Here is an 18,529-nt window from a genome sequence, read left to right as displayed (position 1 = left end):
CTTCGCCCAAAGGGTTGTGAAAGGCGTATTAAAGCCCTTTAGTCATGTGAGCGTGAGAAGGCGCATGGTGAGGCGCGGGAAGGACACAGAGGGGCCGCCGGTCGACCGGCCCTGACTGTTTCCCGTGTGGGACGGGTCACACCGGAGTGATCGCGGTCCCTGATTGCGTTCGACCGCCCCGGCATCGCCGCGGGCGGCGGTCACGCTGCGTGTGTTCGCGTCAGGCGAGGTGGGAGAGCGTAGCAATGTCGATCGACGCGACCGCGGGAACATTCCGGCGGAGCAGGACCGTCCCCGTTCACCGTGCCCTTCCCGGGCTGATGAGGGACCCGGTGAACGCCCTGGCCGAGATGGGCAGACGGGCGAAGGGCGAGGTCGTCCGGCTTGACCTCGGGCTCTTCCGCCCCTATCTGGTCACCCATCCCGACCACGTCCAGCGGGTGCTGAGAGCCGAGTGGACCGGCTACCGCCGCGACGGCATGTTCTGGCGCCCCCTGCGCCGCATGACCGGTGCCAGCGTCCTGGGCGAGGACGAGCCCTGGGAGTCGAGCAGGAAGGTCCTGCAGCCCCTCTTCACCAGGCGCTACATCGCCACGCTCGCCGGGGAGATGGCGAAGGTGATCACCGGCTGTGTCTCCCGCCTCGACGCGTACGTCACGTCGGGACGGCCCGTCGACATCATGGAGGAGATGTCCAGGATCGTGAACAGGGCCGTGATCCGGGTGCTGTTCGGCGACCGGATCACCCCCGAGGAGGGCGAGCTCCTGGCCCCCGCCTACGACACGGCCGCGACCTCGATCAACTTCCGGCTGCTCATGCCGTTCATGCCCTACTCGGTACGGGTCCCCGGCGACCGGGCCTTCATGAGGGCCGTCAAGACGGTGGACGACGTGGTGTTCCCGGTGATCCGCCAGGCGCGGGCCGAACACGGCGACGGCCACGACGTCATCTCCGCGCTCTGCCGGGTCGGCCAGGAGGACGGCGGCGCGCCGCTCGACGACCAGCAGATCCGCGACAACCTCGTCAGCGTCTACGGCGCGGCCTCGGAGTCGACGGCCATGACCCTGACCTGGCTGTGGCCGCTGCTGGAGGCCCACCCGCACGTCGCGGCCAGGCTCCAGGAGGAGATCGACCGGGTCGTCGGCGCCGGCCCCGTGACGCCGGAGCACCTGCCCGAGCTGCGCTACACCGGCATGGTTCTGCAGGAACTGCTGCGCCTGTACCCGGCCGGCTGGATCTTCCCCAGGATGGCCGCCAGGACCGCCGAGCTGGGCGGGACGCGGATCAAGGCGGGCGCCCAGGTGCTGATCAGCCCCTACGCCACCCACCGGCTCGACGAGTTCTGGGAGCGCCCGCTCGACTTCGACCCGGAGCGCTTCGCGCCCGGCGCGCGGGACGGCGCGCACCGCTACTCCTACTTCCCCTTCGGCGGCGGGCCGCACCAGTGCCTGGGCAAGCACCTGTTCCACGTCGAGGCGCCCCTCATCGTGGCCGCCGTGCTGAGCCGCTTCCGCCTCCAGGTCGCGGCGGGGCCGTACACCCCCTTCCCCGCGGCCTCGCTCAGACCCAGGGAGAAAGTGATGATGAACCTTCTCCCGCTCAGGCACGCCCCCGGCGCGGCGGCGTGACCCGCACGGACGCCGCACCCCGGCCCGAGGCCGCGGAGTGCGGGACGATCTGCGCCGTCGCGGGCCGGGCCCAGCGGGACATGCGCGAGTGGGCCGAGGCCTACCCCGGCCTGTTCTCCGCCAAGCCGTTCGACGCGGCCCTCTACAGCACCCTGTCGCTGGCCATGGCCTTCAGCGGGCCCTGGTTCACCGCCGAGCAGCTGCGCATGGCCAACAAGGTCTGCCTGTGGGCCTTCGGCCTCGACTGGCTCGTCGACTACGTCGCGACCTCCCCCGAGGAGGTGGAGGGCGTCGTACGGCGCTGCCTGGAGGTGGCAGGCGGCGCGGCGCCGGAGGACGGCGACGACCTCACCCTGATGCTCGCCGGGATCCGCGACGAGCTGGCCGCCTCGCCCGCCCACCCCGTGCTGGGCCCGTTCTGGCGCGCGGAGCTGGGGCGGATGCTGGAGGCGATGCTGCGCGAGGCCCGCTGGAAGGCCGACAAGGTCACCCCCGGGTTCGACGACTACCTCGGCAACGCCGACAACCTCGGCTTCTGCTTCGCCTTCGCCGCCCACTGGCTGTACACCGCGGGCTCGGCCGAGAGCCCCGTCGAAGGTCTCGGTGAGATCCTCGACGAGGTCGCGGAGGCGTCGAGATCGGTGCAGCGGGTGATCCGCCTCATCAACGACCTGGGCACCTACGAGCGCGACGTCGTCTGGGGCGACCTCAACGCCCTGCTGCTCGGGCCGGAGCGCGCCGAGGTCGAACGGCGGGTCGCCGAACTGGCCGCGCGCAGCCGCGAGCTGATCGCCCCGCTGCGGGACAGGGCCCCCGAACTCGCGGGCTACCTGGAGCGGCAGATGGACTTCTGCGCGGGCTTCTACCAGGTCACCGACTACTGGGGTGCGCTGTGACCGTCGAAGACCTGCGGGTGCCCGGTGCCGTACCGCAGGGCCGGAACACGACGCCGGAGCCGGGCGCTCCCCCCGAGGAGAGCCGGGTGGCCGCGGCCGCGGCCGAGCTGGTCGCGAGCCTGACGGCCGAGCCGTGGGGCCAGGTCTCCGTCTCGGTCTACGAGACGGGACGGCTGGTGAGCCTGGCCCCCTGGCTCACGGGCCACGCCGAACGCGTGCGGTTCCTGCTCGCCGCCCAGCGTCCCGACGGCGGCTGGGGCGCCCCCGGCGGCTACGCGCTGGTGCCCACCCTCGCCGCGGTCGAGGCGCTGGCCGCCGAACTCGGACGTGTCCCCGGCGCCTCGGGGACTCCCTTCGCGGACGAGGCGGCGGTCGGCGGAGCCGTACGGCGTGGCCTGGCCGCGCTGCGCCGCTGGGCCGGTACGGAGCCGGGAGCGGGCCGGGGCGGTGATCCACGCGTCCCCTACGACCTGCGGGAACTGCCGGACATGCCGGCGGTCGAGCTCATCGTGCCCGACCTGCTCGCCCGCCTCAACGGGCACCTGGCGGCGCTGGAGGAAGGGGAGCCGCTGCCGCCTCCCCGGGGCATGAACGGCGGGAAGCTGGCGCTGGTCAGGACCGGGCTGGCCGCGGGTGCCGCGGTCCCGCAGAAGATGCTGCACGCGCTGGAGGTCGCCGCGGAGGCGGCGTCGAAGGCCCCGGGAGTCGTCCCGACGCCCCTCCGCGAGGGGCGGGCCGCCGCGATCGGCGCCTCGCCCGCCGCGGGCGCCGCGTGGCTCGGCGGCCCGGGGGAGGACTCACCCGTGCGCCACTACCTGGAGGCGGTCGTGGACCGCTACGCGGGCCCGGTGCCCTGCGCGGCCCCCGTGACGGTCTTCGAGCGGAGCTGGACGCTGAGCTGGCTGCGGCGCGCGGGCGTCCCGGTGACAGTGCCGGAGGAGCTGACGGCCGGGCTGGCCGCCGCCATCGGCCCCGGCGGCGTCGCCGCGGGCCCGGGGCTGCCGCCGGACGCCGACACCACCTCCGTCGGCCTGTACACGCTGGCGCTGCTGCGCGCGCCCCGGGAGCCCGACGCCCTGTGGGCCTACGAGACCGAGACCCACTTCTGCACCTGGCAGGGGGAGGAGGGGGCGTCGCCGACGGTCAACGCGCACGTGCTGGACGCCTTCGGCGAGTATCTGCGGCTGGCGGGCACCGGCGGGCGGAACGCGCGTTACGCGGCGGCGACGGGCAAGCTGTCGGCCTGGCTGCGCGGGCGCCAGCTACCCGACGGCAGCTGGCTGGACCGCTGGCACGTCTCGCCGTACTACGCGACCGCCTGCTGCGCCCTGGCCCTCGGCGAGTACGGCGGCGCGGAGTCGGCCGACGCGGTGCGCGGCGCCACGCGCTGGCTGCTGGACACCCAGCGTGAGGACGGCTCATGGGGCCGCTGGACGGGAACGGCGGAGGAGACCGCCTACGCCCTGCAGACCCTGCTGCTGACGCCTGCCGCCCTGCCGGCCACGGAAGAGGCCCCAACAGAAGCCACGACAGGGGCCGCAACAGGGGCCACAGCGGGGGCCACAGAGGGGGCCACAGAGGGGGCCGCGGAGGAGGCCGTCGAGCAGGAGCGCCGCGCGGCGGCCGTCGAGCGCGGGCACCGCAGGCTGCTGACCATGGTGACCGGGTTCGGGGAACCGCTGGACAGACCCGCTCTCTGGCACGACAAAGACCTTTACTACCCGGCGGCGATCGTCAGGGCGGCCGTCCTGGGCGCCCTTCACCTGGCGCGTCGCCACCGTCCGTGACCTGCCGTGGCACACCGGTCACGGCAGGGCGGCCCGGCCGGCGCGTCCCTGACAGCGGACGGTGACCGGAATTCAACGCAGAATATTGATCTGCGAAAAGGACAGAAGCCCACATCTGGTCAATGTTGCCTTGAGTGTAATTGGCTATATTGCTAAGGTTCTCCGGGTGCCATGGCCGGATGCCGTCGTCCGGCGCAATGTGGCGTCTATTCCTTCACACGTATTTATCGTCGTGAAACGATAATGTGACTTTCTCTCACTTTTGCCGGGATGGGTGCTATGCGCTTGCGCAATGCGCGTTTGCGGACCAAGGTCACGGCACTGCTGGTGTCACTTATCGCGCTGTGGGCCTTCACCGCATGGGTCACCGTACGTGAGGGCTTCAACATGCTGGGCGTGGCCAGGCTCGACGCGAGCGTCGCGGAACCGAGCGAGAAGCTGCTGGTCGAGCTGCAGAACGAGCGCAGACTCAGCCTGATCTACCTCGGCACCTCGGGCTCGGCCCGCCAGCAGCGCGAGACCCTCAGCGCCCAGCGCAGACGCACCGAGGACGCGGTGGCCAACTTCAGGGCCCTCGCCCAGGGCGGCGACGTCCAGTGGCTCGGCGGCGACGCCCTCAACCGGCGCATCACGGAGACCGTCCAGAGACTCGACGGCCTGCGGCAGGGCCGCAAGGCCATCGACGCGGGCACCATCGACCGGCTCAAGGCGGCCGACGTCTTCACCGACGTCGTCGACTCCCTCTACCGGATCTACGACTCCATGGCGACGCTCGACGACGCCGCCATCGCCAAGGACACCCGGACGGTCATCGAGCTGAGCAGGGCAAGGGACCTTCTGGCCCTGGAGGACGCCGTCGCGGCGGGCGGCCTGACCGCGGGCCGCCTGACCGACGCCGAACGCGCCCTGTTCGCGCAGACCGTCGGCACCCGGCGCTTCCTCTTCCAGGACGCCCTCACCGAGCTGCCCGCCGCGGACCGGGCCATCTGCGACAGCCTGATCGGCAGCGAGCCCTTCACCCGCATGCGCGTCATGGAGGAGCAGCTCATGCGGGGCGGCGCGCCCGCCCCCACCGAGCCCGTCGACGCCCGGCAGTGGGCCGCCTCGACCCAGGTCGTGCTGGCCAAGTTCCAGGAGGTGGTGCTGAGCGCGGGAGACGGCGTCGTCCAGCGGGCCACCCCCGTCGCCACCGGCGTGATCGTACGGCTCTCGCTCGCGGGCGGACTCGGCCTGCTGGCCGTCATCGCCTCGATCGTCCTGTCCATCACCACCGCACGGACCCTGGTCCAGCAGCTCGACAAGCTCAGGGTCGCCGCCTGGGACCTGGCCAACGAGCGGCTGCCCTCCGTGGTCGAGCGCATCGGCCACGGCGAGGACGTCGACATCGCGGCGGAGGCGCCGCCGCTGGAGTTCGGCAACGACCAGATCGGCCACGTCGGCCAGGCCTTCAACGCCGTACAGCGCACCGCCGTCAAGGTCGCGGCCGAGCAGGCGCAGCTACGGCGTGACATCGCGGACATCCTGCGCAACCTAGCCCGCCGTACCCAGTCGCTGGTCCACCGGCAGCTGAGTGTCCTGGACATCATGGAACGGCGGGAGGACGATCCGCAGGAACTGCGTGACCTGTTCCGCCTCGACCACCTGGCGACCCGCATGCGGAGATACGCCGAGAACCTCCTGGTGCTGTCCGGGGCCGCCCCCGGACGCGCCTGGCGCGACTCGGTGCCGATGATCGACGTGGTCCGCGGCGCGCTGGCCGAGATCGAGGACTACACCCGGGTCGACGTGCTGCCGCTCGGCGAGGTCGCGCTGGACGGGCGGGCCGTCGGCGACGTCATCCACCTGGTCGCCGAGCTGGTGGAGAACGCCGCCGCCTTCTCCCCGCCCTACACGACGGTGCAGGTCAGCGGATACTCCGTGGCCCACGGGCACGCCCTGGAGATCGAGGACCGGGGCCTGGGGATGAGCCAGGAGGACATCGACGCCGCCAACGAGCGGATCGCGAACCCGCCGGAGCTCAAGCTGTCGGGCAACGCCCGCCTCGGCCTCTACGTGGTCAGCCGCCTGGCCGAACGGCACGAGATCCGGGTGACGTTCAAGGCCTCGCCGTACGGCGGCACGACGGTGGTGGTCCTGCTGCCCCAGGAGCTCATCAAGGAACAGGCGGAGCGGGAGCAGGAACCCGCCGTCGCGGTGCCGCAGCCCCGCACGGTCGGCGTGGGAGGCCCGGGAGGCCTGGGAGGGCCGCTGGCCCAGCCGGCACCGCACGCCGGACCCCGCGCGGCGACCCAAGGCGGGCCCCAGGGAGGGCACCAGGCAGCGCCTCAGCCGCCGCAGGGGCCACGGAACCGGGGCGCTGATCCGCTGACGGGCACCGGCCAGGACGGCGCCGGGCGGCGCGAGACGCGCCCGGTCACCCACAGGAGGATCTTGGGAGGAGTGCAGGAGCCCCAGGTGGGCGAGGGTGGTCCCGGTACGGCGCTGCCCCCCGTCCTGCCTCCCCCCGACACCAGCCACACGCCCGGCGGCCTGCCGCGGCGCGTGCCGCAGACGCACCTCGCCGCACCGCTGCAGGAGGACGAGCCCACGCCGCGGGGGCCGGGCACCGAAGATCCGGACGAGCGTTCCCCGGAGATGATCCGCACGGCCATGGCGTCCTTCCAGGACGGCACCCGCCGGGGACGTTCGGACGCGGCACAGCTGCTCGACAAGGAGGATGACCGCGCCGACGGGGGCGGATCCCGCGGGTGAGAACCGGGACCGTCCCGGATCTCCGCCGCGCCGATCCGGTGCAGACGGGCCGCCAGAGACACACGATCGAACGCCCACCGGCAGAAAGAGGACTACGAGTGGTGCAGGGAACAGGATCTTCCACCGACCTGGCCTGGTTGCTGGACGATCTCATCGAGCGGGTCGGAGAGGCCGAACACGGCATCGTCTTCTCCACCGACGGTCTGTTGCTGGCGACCTCGGCGGAGTTCGACCGGTCGGACGCCGAACACCTGGCAGCCGTCGGATCGGCGATCCAGAGCCTTGGCAAGGGCGTCAGCGACCGGGTCAACGGCGGCGCGGTACGCCAGACCATCATCGAGATGCGTTCCGCCTACCTGATCGTGACCGCGGCGGGCCAGGGCGCCTGCCTGGCGGTGCTCTGCACGAACGAGGCCGACGTGGGCCTGGTGGCCTACGAGATGGCCATGCTCGTCGCGCGGGTCGGCCAGTACCTCATCTCGCCCGCCAGAACGGCGGAGCCGGTCAAGGACGACGTACCACGATGAACGACCCCTTCGAGGAGCCGCCCGACACGCAGTGGGTGGGTGACGATGCCGGGGCGATCGTCCGGCCGTACATCCTGACCCGCGGCAGGACGGAACCGGCCAGCGGCAGATTCGACCTCGTCACACTGGCGGTGGCCGTCAGGGCCCTGTCGCAGCGGGACACCGGGCTCGATCCTGAGTGTCTGGCCATCGTGCGGCTCTGCCTGCAGCCGCAGTCGGTCGCAGAGATCGCCGCGCACATCAACCTTCCGGCGGGCACGGTCCGTGTCCTGCTGGGCGACCTGCTCGACCAGGGCTACATCGCCCTGCAAGAGCCGCATTCGGAGACCGACATGCAAGACGAGAGGCTGTACAGGGCGGTGCTCGATGGACTCCGTGCGCTCTAGCCGCGACGCGGGCCGGATCAAGCTGCCCAGGGCGATCAAGATCCTGGTCGCGGGAGGCTTCGGCGCGGGGAAGACGACCCTGGTCGGCTCCGTCTCCGAGATAGCGCCGCTGAGCACCGAGGAGACGCTGACCAACAGGGGCGTCGGCATCGACGACCTGTCCGGCGTCGAGAGCAAGCGGACGACCACGGTCGCGATGGACTTCGGCCGCATCACCATCGGCGACGCCTACCGGCTCTACCTCTTCGGCACCCCCGGCCAGGAGCGGTTCTGGTTCCTCTGGGACGAGCTGGCGCTCGGCGCGCTCGGCGCGGTCGTCATCGCCGACACCCGCAGGCTGGCCGACTGCTTCCCCTCCCTCGACTACTTCGAGCGGCGCCAGACGCCCTTCATCGTCGCGGTGAACTGCTTCGACGACTCCCGCCGCTACGACCTGGAGGAGGTACGGCTCGGCCTCACCCTCCACGAGGACATCCCGATCGTGATGTGCGACGCCAGGCAGCGGGAGTCGGGCAAGGAGGTGCTGATCGCCCTGGTCGAGCACGCGATGCGGACGCGTCTCGGCGCGACGGTCGGAGGGGACCTTCACGGGGGCGCGGTCTCCCAGTGAGGGATCCCGCCGGGCGCGCCGTACGGCCAGGTGCGGCACCGGCGGTCCCGGTCGCTAGTGTGGCCTCCGTCAGTCAGGGGCGGAGTGCTGAAGGCCAGGCGAAGCGGACTTTCCGACAGGGCGGAACGAGAAAAGTCGATCGCCACTGGGGCGGACTGGTGTTTGGTAGCCTCCTCACGTTGGGTACCGCCGGGCGGGCGGGAACGGGGCCGGAAGGCTCGAAAGCTTGTGGAGACTCGGTAAGACCATCTCGGTGGCACAGGTCGTTGAAGCAGGAAGCCACAGAAGTGTCGTATATACGGCACAGGCTGAATCTCCGGTGTTCGTGTCGGAGAGCACGTCAATTCGTGTTCAACGCCAAGGGGCACGGTACGGCCACCGTCCTCGCCTGCGCAGACTGTGCGGACGGTGGCCATGAGCAGGCGACCTTCAAGATCACCGTCACCTGAGGCGGTGGCGGTCCCGCCGCCTTCGATGCCAGGCTTGGGGCCATGAACCACCGTTTGTCCGATGTCGATCTCTCCCAGAAGCTCTCCAAGAAGGAGGCCACGGAACGGCTCGACGCCGCCCTCGAACGGCTGCTGCGGCTGAGACTCATGCTGGGCGGGCAGATCGGCGAGCGCCGCATCGGCCCGCCGGTGTGCGTGGTGTTCGAAGGCTGGGACGCCTCGGGCAAGGGCGGGGCCATCAAACGCCTCGTGCGTCCCCTCGACCCCCGGCACGTACGGGTCGCCCAGTTCGCCGCGCCGACCTACGACGAGAAACGGCACCACTTCCTGTGGCGGTTCTGGCCGGTGCTGCCCGGCTGGGGAGGGATGACCGTGCTCGACCGCTCCTGGTACGGGCGGGTGCTGGTCGAGCGGGTCGAGGGGTTCGCCACCGAGGAACAGTGGTCGCGGGCCTACGACGAGATCGTGGAGTTCGAGCGGTCCCTCGTCGCCGAGGGCATGATCATGGTCAAGTTCTGGATGCACGTCTCGCCGGAGGAACAGCTACGGCGCTTCGAGGACCGGGCGGGTGACCCGCTGCGGGTCTGGAAGCTGACCGACGAGGACTGGCGCAACCGCGAGAAGCGCCCGCAGTACGAGGCCGCCGTCGAGGAGATGCTCGCCCGCACCGACCGGCCCCGCGCGCCCTGGCACGTCGTCCCCGGCGACGACAAACGACTGGCCCGCGTCGTGGTGGTGGAAACGGTCTGCGCCGCGATGGAGAAGATGCTGTGACATCCGCCCCGCCTGGCGGCGTCGCGGGCCTGGGCGCTTTCGGGCCGGTGCTTTCCCTCGCCGCTCACCCGCTTCTCTCCTTCGCTCCTCGGTCCAGGCACCGACGCGCCCAAGCCGAAGCGCCTGGCCGGAGGACTAGAGATCCAGCTCTGAGGAGGTGAAGCGGTCGCGGAGGAAACGGCCGTGGTCTCTCAGGGCCTGGTCGTCGCCCCTGTGCACGGCCTGGGCCACCTCGCCCAGTTTGGTCTCCAGCAGGCCGAGCTGGGCGAGCAGTTCCTCGTGGGCGCTGCGTTCGCGTTCCGAGCGGCGGCTCAGCGCGTAGGAGCGGGGCAGGTTGGCGTAGGCCTCCAGGCTGGAGGGCAGATAGTCGCGGATCGTCTGGGAGACGACGTGCAGGTGGTCGGGGGAGGTGGTCAGCGCCTCCGCCCGGCCGAGGACGCCGTCGAGCACCTCGGCCAGGGCGCCGACCCTGGCCTGCACGTCCTCGGGAAAACGCGCCGAGCCGCGCACCTTCCGCCGCAGCGCCTCCAGGTCGGTCCTGAGCAGGCCCGCCTCGACCTCGGCGTTGGAGACGGCCAGCCTGATCCGCTCCGGCGGGGCCAGCAGCGCGCCGACGCCGTACAGACCGGCGACGACCAGCGGCCAGAACGCGCCCGCCAGGCCGAGCAGGTGGGCGCCGAGACCGGCCAGGGCCAGGACGCATCCGGTGATGTTCCTGGTCGAGCCGAGATACCTCAGCACCCGCTCACTGGTAGCCACGGATCTCCTTGAACGCCGCGGCCAGTGACCCGTCGCGGGCGTCGAAGACGGCGCCGCCGGTCAGCGTGGCGATCTGCCTCATCTCCTCGACGTCGCTGTCGCCGAACAGCACCACGAACGTCCTGGTCCGCCGCTGCTCGCCGGGCAGCGCCCGGTAGAAGGCGGCGAAGTCGTCGTAGGAGATGCCGTCGGTGTTCTCGCCGTCGGTCATCAGCACCACCGACGTGTAGTGCCCGTCGCCGGCCGTCGCCGCCTGCTGGTACGCGGTGCGCAGCCCGTCGAAGATCGCCGTCCCGCCCTCGATCCGCAGGCCCTGCGCGTAGGACTTGATCTCGTTGAGGACCGGCTGCGGATTCCCCTCCGGGAGGGTGAACGACTTCGGCTGCCCGACCGAGCCGCTGAACGGGATCATGATCACGTTCTCCCGGTCGCGGAAGCGGGAGAACGTGCCGGAGGCCGAGGTGTCGGCGCCGGTGAGGGTGACCAGCGCCCGGCGCAGGTTCTCGATCCTGTCGCCCTCCATCGACCCCGAGACGTCCAGCACGAACAGGGCCCGGGAGGGGACGCGCGCCTCGTCGAGGTAGGCGGTGATCAGCCCGTCCGCGGTGCTCCTGCGGTTGGGGAAGGGCAGTTCGAGCAGCGGCGCGGTGCCGAACTCGGGGCCGGGCCGTACCTGTGGCACGGCGGGCCGCCTGTGGGTGGTGGTCATGATCTGCCGCTGGGTGTCCGGGGTGCGCAGCCAGGAGGTCAGCCTGCCGTACAGCTCCCGCTTCTCCTGGGTGGCCGAGGCCAGCAGGGTCAGCGGGTAGTCCGCGGTGACCACCCCGTCGCTCGGGTAGATCAGGCTCATCCCCTTGACGCCCAGCAGCACCGACTCGTAGTTCACCAGGCCGTCGACCCCGCCGTCCCTGGCGTAGGCCTCGGCCAGCCAGCCGGAGGAGCCCGAGGTCAGCCGCTGGGCGGAGAAGAACTGCTTCAGCTTGGGCGTGACCGCCGTGACCTGCTCCGGGCTCAGCGCCTCCCCGGCGTCCGACAGCGCCGCGGCCACCCCGACAAGCGCGGAGAATCCGGAGTTGGACGAGGCCGGGTTGGTCATGCCGAAGGTGAAGCGTCCCTGCTGGGCGGCGTCCGCGATCTGCTGCCAGCTGACCGGTCTGCCCTCCCAGCCGAGTTCGCGTGCCTTGGCCGTCCTGAGGCCGAGCAGCACGGGGGAGGACATGATCCTGGTCTCGGTGGACAGGCGGCCCTTGGCGCCGTCGATCAGCGACAGGTAGCGGTTGGAGGAGAACCAGATCGCGTCGTAGGAGCCGTCCGCGTCGCCCCTGGCCACCTGCTCGGCGCCGTCCAGGGTGCCGGCGTAGGAGATCCGCACCTTCACCCCCGAGTTCCGCAGCATCGGTTCGAGGTCCTTGACCTCGCTTCCCGCCAGCACCCTGAGGACGTCGGGGCCGTCCTCGACCTCGTCGCCCGTTCCGTTCGAGCACGCCGCGAGCGCGGTCACGCAGAGCAGCGCGAGCGCCACCGTCAACCGGGCCGTACGACGGCCTGCGAGACGCCTCATCGGGCCCCCTCGGCGCGCTCAAGGTAGGTCCTGGCGTGCGCCAGCTCGGTGTTCAGGCTCTCCACGGTGGTCGCCATGCTCTCCACGGCCTGCGACCTGAAGCCGTCGATCATGTCCATGGTCGCGTAGACGTTGTCGAAGGCCCTGCGCAGCACGTCCATGTCGACGACCGTCGAGGCCGCCTGGTTCTGGATCGCCCCCGCCTGGGTGCGCAGCATCTCACTGGTGGCCAGGATCAGGTCGCCGGTCGTCGCGTTGAGCGCGGTGATCTGGTCGAGCACCAGCTTCTGGTTGGTCAGCGCCTGGGCGACGGTGACCGCGGTGCGCAGCGCGGCGACCGTCGTGGTCGTGGCGCGGTCGACGCCCTTGCTGAGTTCGAGGTTGTTCTTGCGGACCAGGTCGAGGGCCAGATACCCCTGAACGGAGACCGCGAGCTGGGTGAGGATGTCCTGGTGCCGCTGCCGTACGGTGAACAGGGCGTCAGAGCGCAGCGCGGTGGCCTTCTCCGGGTCGGAGGCCTCCAGGACGAGGACGCGCCCCTCAAGCTCGCGGTCGAGCTCGGCGGCCATCACGGCGTACTCCTGCAGGCGGGTCATCGTCTCCCACAGGTTGGCCTTCTCGCCCTCGATGGCGGCGTTGTCCTTCAGCAGCTCGTCCTGACCGGACTTCAACGCCCTGATGATGTCGTCCAGGTGCTGCTGCGCGGAGCGGTACCTGGCGAAGTAGTCGCGCAGCCGGTCGCCGAACGGGATGAGCCCGAGCAGCTTGCGCGGGCCGCTCGCCGCCTGCCTGGGGTCGAGGTCGACCACCGTACGGCGCAGCGCGACCAGCCGGTCGGCCACCCGGCCCTGGGCGTCCGCGCTCTCGCCCTTGGCCGAGGCCAGGGCGGTCACCGGGCGCTTGAGCATCCGGTTGGCCGTCTGGGAGGCGGAGCGGATCTCGCCGTCCCCCATGGAGGAGATGTCGTTCACCTTGCGGGTGAAGTCAGGGGCCCTGTGGTCGAGTGCGGCCAGTTCGTCGGCGAACCGCCGCGCCTTGGCGGCGAGCTCGTCCGCGCGGCCCTCGGCCAGCGGCAGCATGGTCGCCGCCGTGGACGGGGAGACGGCCGTGACCGGGGCCGGGGGGGTGAGCACCAGTTCGTTCTCGGCCACCTTCAGCGCACTCCTTCCGAGGTTTTTTCCGGCGCTTTTTCCAGCGCTTTTTCCGGGGCTTCCTGACGTCCCGGGCTGCCCGGGTTTCCCTGCTGGGGCACGGCGCCGCTGGCGTACAGCCGGTCGATGTTCGTGATGAGCCCCTCCAGGTGCTCGTAGGTGGGGGGTTCGACCACGTCGACCAGGTCACGCGCCGCCGGGGCGCCGGACTTGGCGACCAGAGCGGTGAAGGCCGCGGGGTCCGCGGTGCGGAAGCCGTACCTGGCGGCCAGGCCCCGCAGTCCGGGGTCCTCGGTCAGCAGCTTGCCGACCCGCGAGCCGTCGGCGGTGAGGGGCACCAGCGTGTGCTTGCTCAGCACGGTCGGCGACGGGTAGAGCAGCCGCATCCCGGGTTTGATCGAGCCGTCCCCCGCGAAGGCGTGGGAGAGGTACTGGGCTTCGTAGATCATGACCATCGGCGTCTTGCCCGACCCCATGACCAGGTAGTCGTCGAAGGGGGCCTCGGAGGAGGCCTGGGAGTAACCCTGGTCGAGGAAGATCGGCGCCACGGTCCTCGCCACCCCGGTCACCTGCGCGGTGCTGTTGACCACGTCCTCGCCGTTGGCGACGTAGCTGGTGATGGCCAGGTACATGGCCGCCGAGTTGGAGGTCCTGACGTCGGTCGTGGTCAGCAGCACCCGTTTGCGCGCCGGATAGGCGGTGTTGCCGGGCAGCTTGTCCCAGCGGGTGCCCTTGGCGGCCAGGTCGAGATACTTGGCGACGTCGAACACCGGGTAGCCGTGCCCTGAGTCACGCACCAGGCCCGCCTTCGTCAGCAGGTCGGCGATCGGCTGGAAGGTCGCGATGACCATGGGGGAGTAGAAGGGGGAGAAGACGGCGGAGACCCCGCGGTCCTTTCTGATCTTCTCGGCGGCGGGAAGGCTTGAGGGAAAGGCGAACGCGTAGCCGTCGAGTTTGACCTCGGTGGCGATCTGCCGGGAGCCCGCGGTGTCCACCTCGACCCGCAGGCCGTGTTTGGCGAACGCGGCACGGACCTGAGGATCCTCGAAGAAGGGCTTCTTCTCCGAGCCGATCACCCCGCGCACCGTCACCAGGCCGCCACCTGGGCCTTCGTCGTTCCTGTTGCCCAGGACGACGGCCACGACGACCGCGGCGCCGAGCAGCAGCGCGAGGACGACACCGATCGACCGTTTCATTCCACCCCATTTCTACAAATAGCATCTCTTGTTGGAATTATCGGAGGAGGGGAAACGAACGCGCGCCGGATGCCGGGGTATGCATGAGAATTAAGAGGCCGTTCATTCTTTCGTCATCTGGAAAGGCCGTCATGCGACTGAGATCCCGGCTGGGCGCACTGGACCGGCGGGTGTTCGCGGCGGTCGCGGACGCCAGGCTCCCCGGCCTCGAACGCCTCCTGCCCGCCCTGTGGCGGGCGGCCGACCACTCGCTGCTGTGGGCGGGGGTCGCCGGGGGATGCGCGCTCAGCGGCCGTGCGCCGCTGCGCCGCGCGGCCACCCGGGGGCTGCTCGCGATCGGGGTGGCCAGCCCGACGGTGAACCTGGTCTGCAAGCGGTTCTTCGGCCGCTCCAGGCCCTCCCTGGAGGGCTTCCCGCTGGCCCGGCTGATCAGGGTGCCCGCCTCGACCTCGTTCCCGTCCGGGCACTCGGCCTCGGCCGCCGCCTTCGCCACCGCCGTGGCGATGGAGGCTCCGCTGCCCGTCGCCGCCCCCGTCACGCTTCTCGCGGCGGCGGTCTGCTTCTCGCGGGTCTACACCGGCGTGCACTACCCGGGCGACGTGTTCGCGGGGGCCGGGGTCGGTGTGGCGGCCGGGGTGCTGACCCGGCGGCTGTGGCCGGCCGTACGTCTGCTGAGGGCCGCGCGCATCAGGGGAATGGCCCCAGGAAACGCCGTAAACGAGGCGGAGGATGACTGATCGGGTTTTTCACGTTTGACGGGTCGTGACAGGCCCGGCGATAGTTGGGCAGGTGACTGCCCCCCGACTGATCTCATGCGCCGTGGTCACCACGATGGCCCTGAGCGCCTGCACCACCGTAAGCTCGAACGATCCCGTGGTCGGCGGCCCGACCGCCGGCGGTGTGGTCGGAGAGGGAACCGGACCCGTCGTGGGATCGGACCCGGCCACCGCGCCGACGGTCGTCGAGCTCACGGCCGACGCCTACCGCGCCGAACTGAACAAGGCGCGCGGCCCCATCAGGGACGCCATCAGGAAACTGAACGACACCGGAGGCAAGGGCCTCGGCGAACGGCTCGAACGGACGGTCTCCACGATGGAGAGCGCCGTCTCGGGCCTGGAGGCCCTCGTCCCGCCGTCCGACGTCAAGGTCCAGCACGGCAACTACGTGGGCGCGCTCAGAAGTCTCACGAGCGCGCTGTCCGACGCCAAGGAGGACGTCGAGGCGCAGGACGTGTGCACCGGGCCCGCGGTGCTGACGGGGGCCGACGAGAGCGGACGCCTCTCGCCGGTGCGCGACAGCGGCCGCGCGCTGACCGGCTATCCGGCCGACGTCGTCTCCGTGAAGGTCAGCGGCGAGCGGTCGCGCCGCCTGGGCAACGGCTCCTACATCTCCTCCGAGAGCCGTCCGGGACGCGCCTACCTGGAGCTGAAGAACGGCAACAACAGGGACGCGGTCGTCGTGCTGACACGCGGCAAGAAGAAGGTGATCTCGGTCTACGTCCGCAAGAAGTCGTCGTTCAAGATCAAGGGGGTGCGGGACGGCACGTACAAGGTCTACTACACCCTCGGCGTCGACTGGGACTCCAGGGCCCGCGCCTTCAGCCGCTCGTGCACCTTCGAGCAGTTCGGCAAGTCCGTCAAGTTCAGGACCACCCGCACCTGGTCGCAGATCCGCTGGACCAACTGGACGCTGACCCTCAACGCCGTCGTCGGCGGCACCGTACGGCCCAGGCACATCAAACCGAGCGAGTTCCCCAGCTGACCCTCCGGGGGCCGGGAACGACGAGACCGCGACCTCCGTCGCGAGATCGCGGTCCCGGCCTCTCCGGTGGCCCGTAGGGCGTCAGCTGGAGAACAGCATGCCCACCCAACTGCGGCGGTGGTGACCGTAGTGACCGTGGTGCGGCGCGCCCCAGCCCGGAGCCCCGTGCTGCATGGGCGGCGGCGGGGGAGGCGGGGGAGCGGAGTGGTACTGGCTCTCGATCCGGGTCAGCGTCTCCAGCTCGCCGTAGTCCAGGAAGATGCCGCGACAACTGTCGCACTGGTCGATGTGGACACCGTTGCGCTCATAGGTGCGCATGTTGCCCCGACACTTCGGGCACTGCATCTGGCCGATCTCCTTGTCCTAGGGTTGCTTTTGGCGTAACCACAACCTACTGCGTGGGCACACTATGGCAGGCGGTTCGGAACTGGACAATCCTCTGACAGGTGTCGACGAGTGTCTGTTCGACCTCGTCCAGTGGCCGCCCCTCCCGCTCCGCCGCGATCACGGCCGCCGCGGTGAGCTGCACGGTCATCGCCTGAGCCGGGAGGTTCAGCCGTTCCCACGGGTCGCCGTCCACACCCGCGGCGAGCCCGCCCGCCGCCCGGTAGGCGGCCAGGAAACGGTGCCAGACGGCCGGGTCGAGCAGCCCGGCGGCGAACCACGCCGCGGGCCTGGCCAGGTCCCAGGCCTGGTCGCCGACCCCCAGGTCGTCGACGTCGATGAGGATCCACCCCTCCCCGGTCCTGACGAGCTGGCCCATGTGCCAGTCACCGTGGGTGAGCCCCGTCACCTCGGGGGCGGGGGCGGCGTCCAGGGCCGGAAGGCAGGCCAGCGCGACCAGGGCGGCCCGCGCCGCGGCCGAGGGGTTGCCCCGCAGCCGGGCGGCCATGGCGGCCACCTTGCCCGGTCCGCCCGCGGCGGGCAGCGGCGGCAGCGCCCCGGCCGGTACGGCGTGCAGCCGGGCCAGCAGCCGCGCCGACTCCTCCCAGGGGGCCGCCTCGGGGGCGGCGGGATCGACCGGGGTGCCCGCGGGCCACACGGTGACCAGCCTGCCGCCCACCGACAGCACCTCCTCGGTCACGGGCCCGAGCATGCTCCCGCGCAGCGCCGGGTGCGCCACGGCCCGCATCCGCCGTTCGAGCGGCTCGCGCGGGGCGCCGGGGGCGTGCGCCTTCACCACGACGCCGCCCGCCCGGACGATGACCACGTCCGGCCTGGTCGGCACCACCTCGGCGGGGGCGGTGCCGTACCGGGCGGCGACGCGGCCGAGCCCGGCCATGAGATCGTCGTCGGGGCCGTCGTGAAAGTCCTCACTGTCGCTCACCCGGCAAGTGAACCACCGATCCGGGCCCGCGTAGGGTGCTGGCATGAGGATCGGATTCGCGGCGCCGCTGTCCGGGGCCTGGGCCTCACCGGCCAACATGGTGCGGATCGCCCGCAGGGCCGAGGAGCTCGGCTACCACGAGCTGTGGACCTTCCAGCGGCTGCTGTACCCGCGGGGCCACGGGACGGACCTGGTCTACCGCAGCGTGCACGACCCGGTGGTGACGCTGGCCTACCTGGCGGGGGTCACCGAGCGGATACGGCTCGGCGTCGCGGTGCTCAACATGCCCTTCGCCTCGCCGCCGCTGCTGGCCAAGCAACTGGCCAGCCTGCAGGCGGTCTCCGGCGGGCGGCTTGACGCCGGGCTCGGGCTCGGCTGGATGCCGGAGGAGTTCGCCGCCTCCGGGGTGCCCCTCGAACGGCGGGGGCGGCGCGCCGAGGAGTACATCGGCCTGCTGCGGCGGCTGTGGTCGGAGGAGACGGTCGAACACCGGGGCGAGTTCTACGAGTTGCCGCCCGCGCACCAGGACCCCAAGCCGCCCACGCCGCCGCCCATCCTGCTCGGCGGGAGCGCCGAGGTGGCGCTGCGGCGGGCGGGCCGGCTCGCGGACGGCTGGATCGGTTCGAGCCGTGAGGACCTGGGCCGCGTCGACAAAAAAATCTACATTGTAAAGGAGGCGGCGCGTGCGGCGGGCAGGGACGCCGAGGCGCTGCGCTTCGTCACCCGGGGCGTCACCCGGGTCAGGCCGGGGGGAGAGGCCGAGCGCGCCCCGCTGACCGGATCGTTCGAGGAGATCAGACGGGACGTGGCCGCCCTTGAGGCCAAGGGCGTCACCGAGGTCTTCCACGACCTCAACTTCGATCCGGAGATCGGTTCGCCCGACGCCGACCCCCGTGAGTCGATGCGCAGGGCGGAGGCCGCGCTGGAGGCCCTCGCACCCTGACCTGGTGTTGGGTTGGATGGGGG

17 protein-coding genes are annotated in these 18,529 nt (G+C 71.2%); 11 read left to right on the top strand and 6 right to left on the bottom strand.

Annotation, left to right across the window (positions count from 1 at the left end; genetic code table 11):
• The first annotated feature begins 245 nt into the window (after window positions 1-245).
• The 8 genes from ABZ463_RS13720 (at window position 246) to ABZ463_RS13685 (ending at window position 9,808) form a co-directional block, all read left to right on the top strand.
• Window positions 246-1,628 carry a cytochrome P450 gene (locus tag ABZ463_RS13720; protein ID WP_362776003.1) on the top strand — a complete coding sequence of 461 codons (1,383 nt, stop codon included), beginning with the start codon at window positions 246-248 and terminating at the stop codon, window positions 1,626-1,628.
• Entirely contained in the window at window positions 1,625-2,524 is a 900-nt protein-coding gene (locus tag ABZ463_RS13715; RefSeq protein ID WP_362776001.1) for a terpene synthase family protein, read from the top strand. Before ABZ463_RS13720 ends, ABZ463_RS13715 begins: the two co-directional genes overlap by 4 nt.
• Window positions 2,521-4,311, top strand: coding sequence for a prenyltransferase/squalene oxidase repeat-containing protein (locus tag ABZ463_RS13710; protein ID WP_362775999.1), 1,791 nt, complete (start codon window positions 2,521-2,523; stop codon window positions 4,309-4,311). Before ABZ463_RS13715 ends, ABZ463_RS13710 begins: the two co-directional genes overlap by 4 nt.
• 279 nt (window positions 4,312-4,590) lie before the next feature.
• Window positions 4,591-7,062 (top strand): nitrate- and nitrite sensing domain-containing protein, encoded by a 2,472-nt coding sequence (locus ABZ463_RS13705; RefSeq protein WP_362775997.1) that lies wholly within the window; start codon window positions 4,591-4,593, stop codon window positions 7,060-7,062.
• Window positions 7,063-7,160: 98 nt separating this feature from the next.
• The gene (locus tag ABZ463_RS13700) at window positions 7,161-7,589 is read left to right on the top strand and encodes a roadblock/LC7 domain-containing protein (protein WP_352012016.1); all 429 of its coding nucleotides are present in this window, start codon (window positions 7,161-7,163) and stop codon (window positions 7,587-7,589) included.
• Entirely contained in the window at window positions 7,586-7,975 is a 390-nt protein-coding gene (locus ABZ463_RS13695) for a DUF742 domain-containing protein (protein ID WP_362775994.1), read from the top strand. Before ABZ463_RS13700 ends, ABZ463_RS13695 begins: the two co-directional genes overlap by 4 nt.
• Entirely contained in the window at window positions 7,956-8,585 is a 630-nt protein-coding gene (locus tag ABZ463_RS13690; protein ID WP_352012018.1) for an ATP/GTP-binding protein, read from the top strand. Before ABZ463_RS13695 ends, ABZ463_RS13690 begins: the two co-directional genes overlap by 20 nt.
• 491 nt (window positions 8,586-9,076) lie before the next feature.
• The gene (locus ABZ463_RS13685) at window positions 9,077-9,808 is read left to right on the top strand and encodes a UDP-galactose-lipid carrier transferase (RefSeq protein WP_362775992.1); all 732 of its coding nucleotides are present in this window, start codon (window positions 9,077-9,079) and stop codon (window positions 9,806-9,808) included.
• A gap of 135 nt (window positions 9,809-9,943) precedes the next feature.
• Here the strand turns inward: ABZ463_RS13685 and ABZ463_RS13680 are convergent, their stop codons facing one another.
• The 4 genes from ABZ463_RS13680 to ABZ463_RS13665 are packed head-to-tail and all read right to left on the bottom strand — an operon-like array spanning window position 9,944 to window position 14,475.
• On the bottom strand, window positions 9,944-10,567 hold the full coding sequence (locus ABZ463_RS13680; protein ID WP_352012021.1) for a hypothetical protein: 624 nt from the start codon (window positions 10,565-10,567) through the stop codon (window positions 9,944-9,946).
• Complete coding sequence (locus ABZ463_RS13675; RefSeq protein WP_362775990.1) at window positions 10,554-12,128, bottom strand: VWA domain-containing protein; 1,575 nt, start codon at window positions 12,126-12,128, stop codon at window positions 10,554-10,556. The genes ABZ463_RS13680 and ABZ463_RS13675 overlap by 14 nt, the downstream gene beginning before the upstream one ends.
• Window positions 12,125-13,279: a toxic anion resistance protein gene (locus ABZ463_RS13670; RefSeq protein WP_352012023.1), complete on the bottom strand. Its 1,155-nt coding sequence runs from the start codon at window positions 13,277-13,279 to the stop codon at window positions 12,125-12,127. The genes ABZ463_RS13675 and ABZ463_RS13670 overlap by 4 nt, the downstream gene beginning before the upstream one ends.
• A gap of 2 nt (window positions 13,280-13,281) precedes the next feature.
• Window positions 13,282-14,475 carry a hypothetical protein gene (locus ABZ463_RS13665; protein WP_362775988.1) on the bottom strand — a complete coding sequence of 398 codons (1,194 nt, stop codon included), beginning with the start codon at window positions 14,473-14,475 and terminating at the stop codon, window positions 13,282-13,284.
• A 131-nt stretch (window positions 14,476-14,606) separates the two neighbouring features.
• On the opposite strand from ABZ463_RS13665, the gene ABZ463_RS13660 reads away from it, so the two are divergent.
• A complete protein-coding gene (locus tag ABZ463_RS13660; RefSeq protein WP_362775986.1) occupies window positions 14,607-15,212 on the top strand; it encodes a phosphatase PAP2 family protein in 606 nt (201 codons plus the stop codon).
• Between the two features lie 52 nt (window positions 15,213-15,264).
• Entirely contained in the window at window positions 15,265-16,236 is a 972-nt protein-coding gene (locus ABZ463_RS13655) for a hypothetical protein (RefSeq protein ID WP_352012026.1), read from the top strand.
• A gap of 81 nt (window positions 16,237-16,317) precedes the next feature.
• On the opposite strand, the gene ABZ463_RS13650 is transcribed toward ABZ463_RS13655, so the two are convergent.
• Together ABZ463_RS13650 and ABZ463_RS13645 are read right to left on the bottom strand one after the other, a co-directional pair.
• Entirely contained in the window at window positions 16,318-16,581 is a 264-nt protein-coding gene (locus tag ABZ463_RS13650; RefSeq protein WP_352012027.1) for a zf-TFIIB domain-containing protein, read from the bottom strand.
• Between the two features lie 46 nt (window positions 16,582-16,627).
• Window positions 16,628-17,563 (bottom strand): aminoglycoside phosphotransferase family protein, encoded by a 936-nt coding sequence (locus ABZ463_RS13645; protein WP_352012028.1) that lies wholly within the window; start codon window positions 17,561-17,563, stop codon window positions 16,628-16,630.
• A 43-nt stretch (window positions 17,564-17,606) separates the two neighbouring features.
• On the opposite strand from ABZ463_RS13645, the gene ABZ463_RS13640 reads away from it, so the two are divergent.
• A complete protein-coding gene (locus ABZ463_RS13640; protein WP_362775983.1) occupies window positions 17,607-18,506 on the top strand; it encodes a TIGR03619 family F420-dependent LLM class oxidoreductase in 900 nt (299 codons plus the stop codon).
• Window positions 18,507-18,529 lie beyond the last annotated feature (23 nt).

Origin of the sequence: Streptosporangium sp. NPDC020145 (assembly GCF_040631275.1) — a bacterium.
Classification (GTDB): Bacteria; Actinomycetota; Actinomycetes; order Streptosporangiales; family Streptosporangiaceae; genus Streptosporangium.
This window is presented reverse-complemented; position numbering and strand designations above follow the sequence as displayed.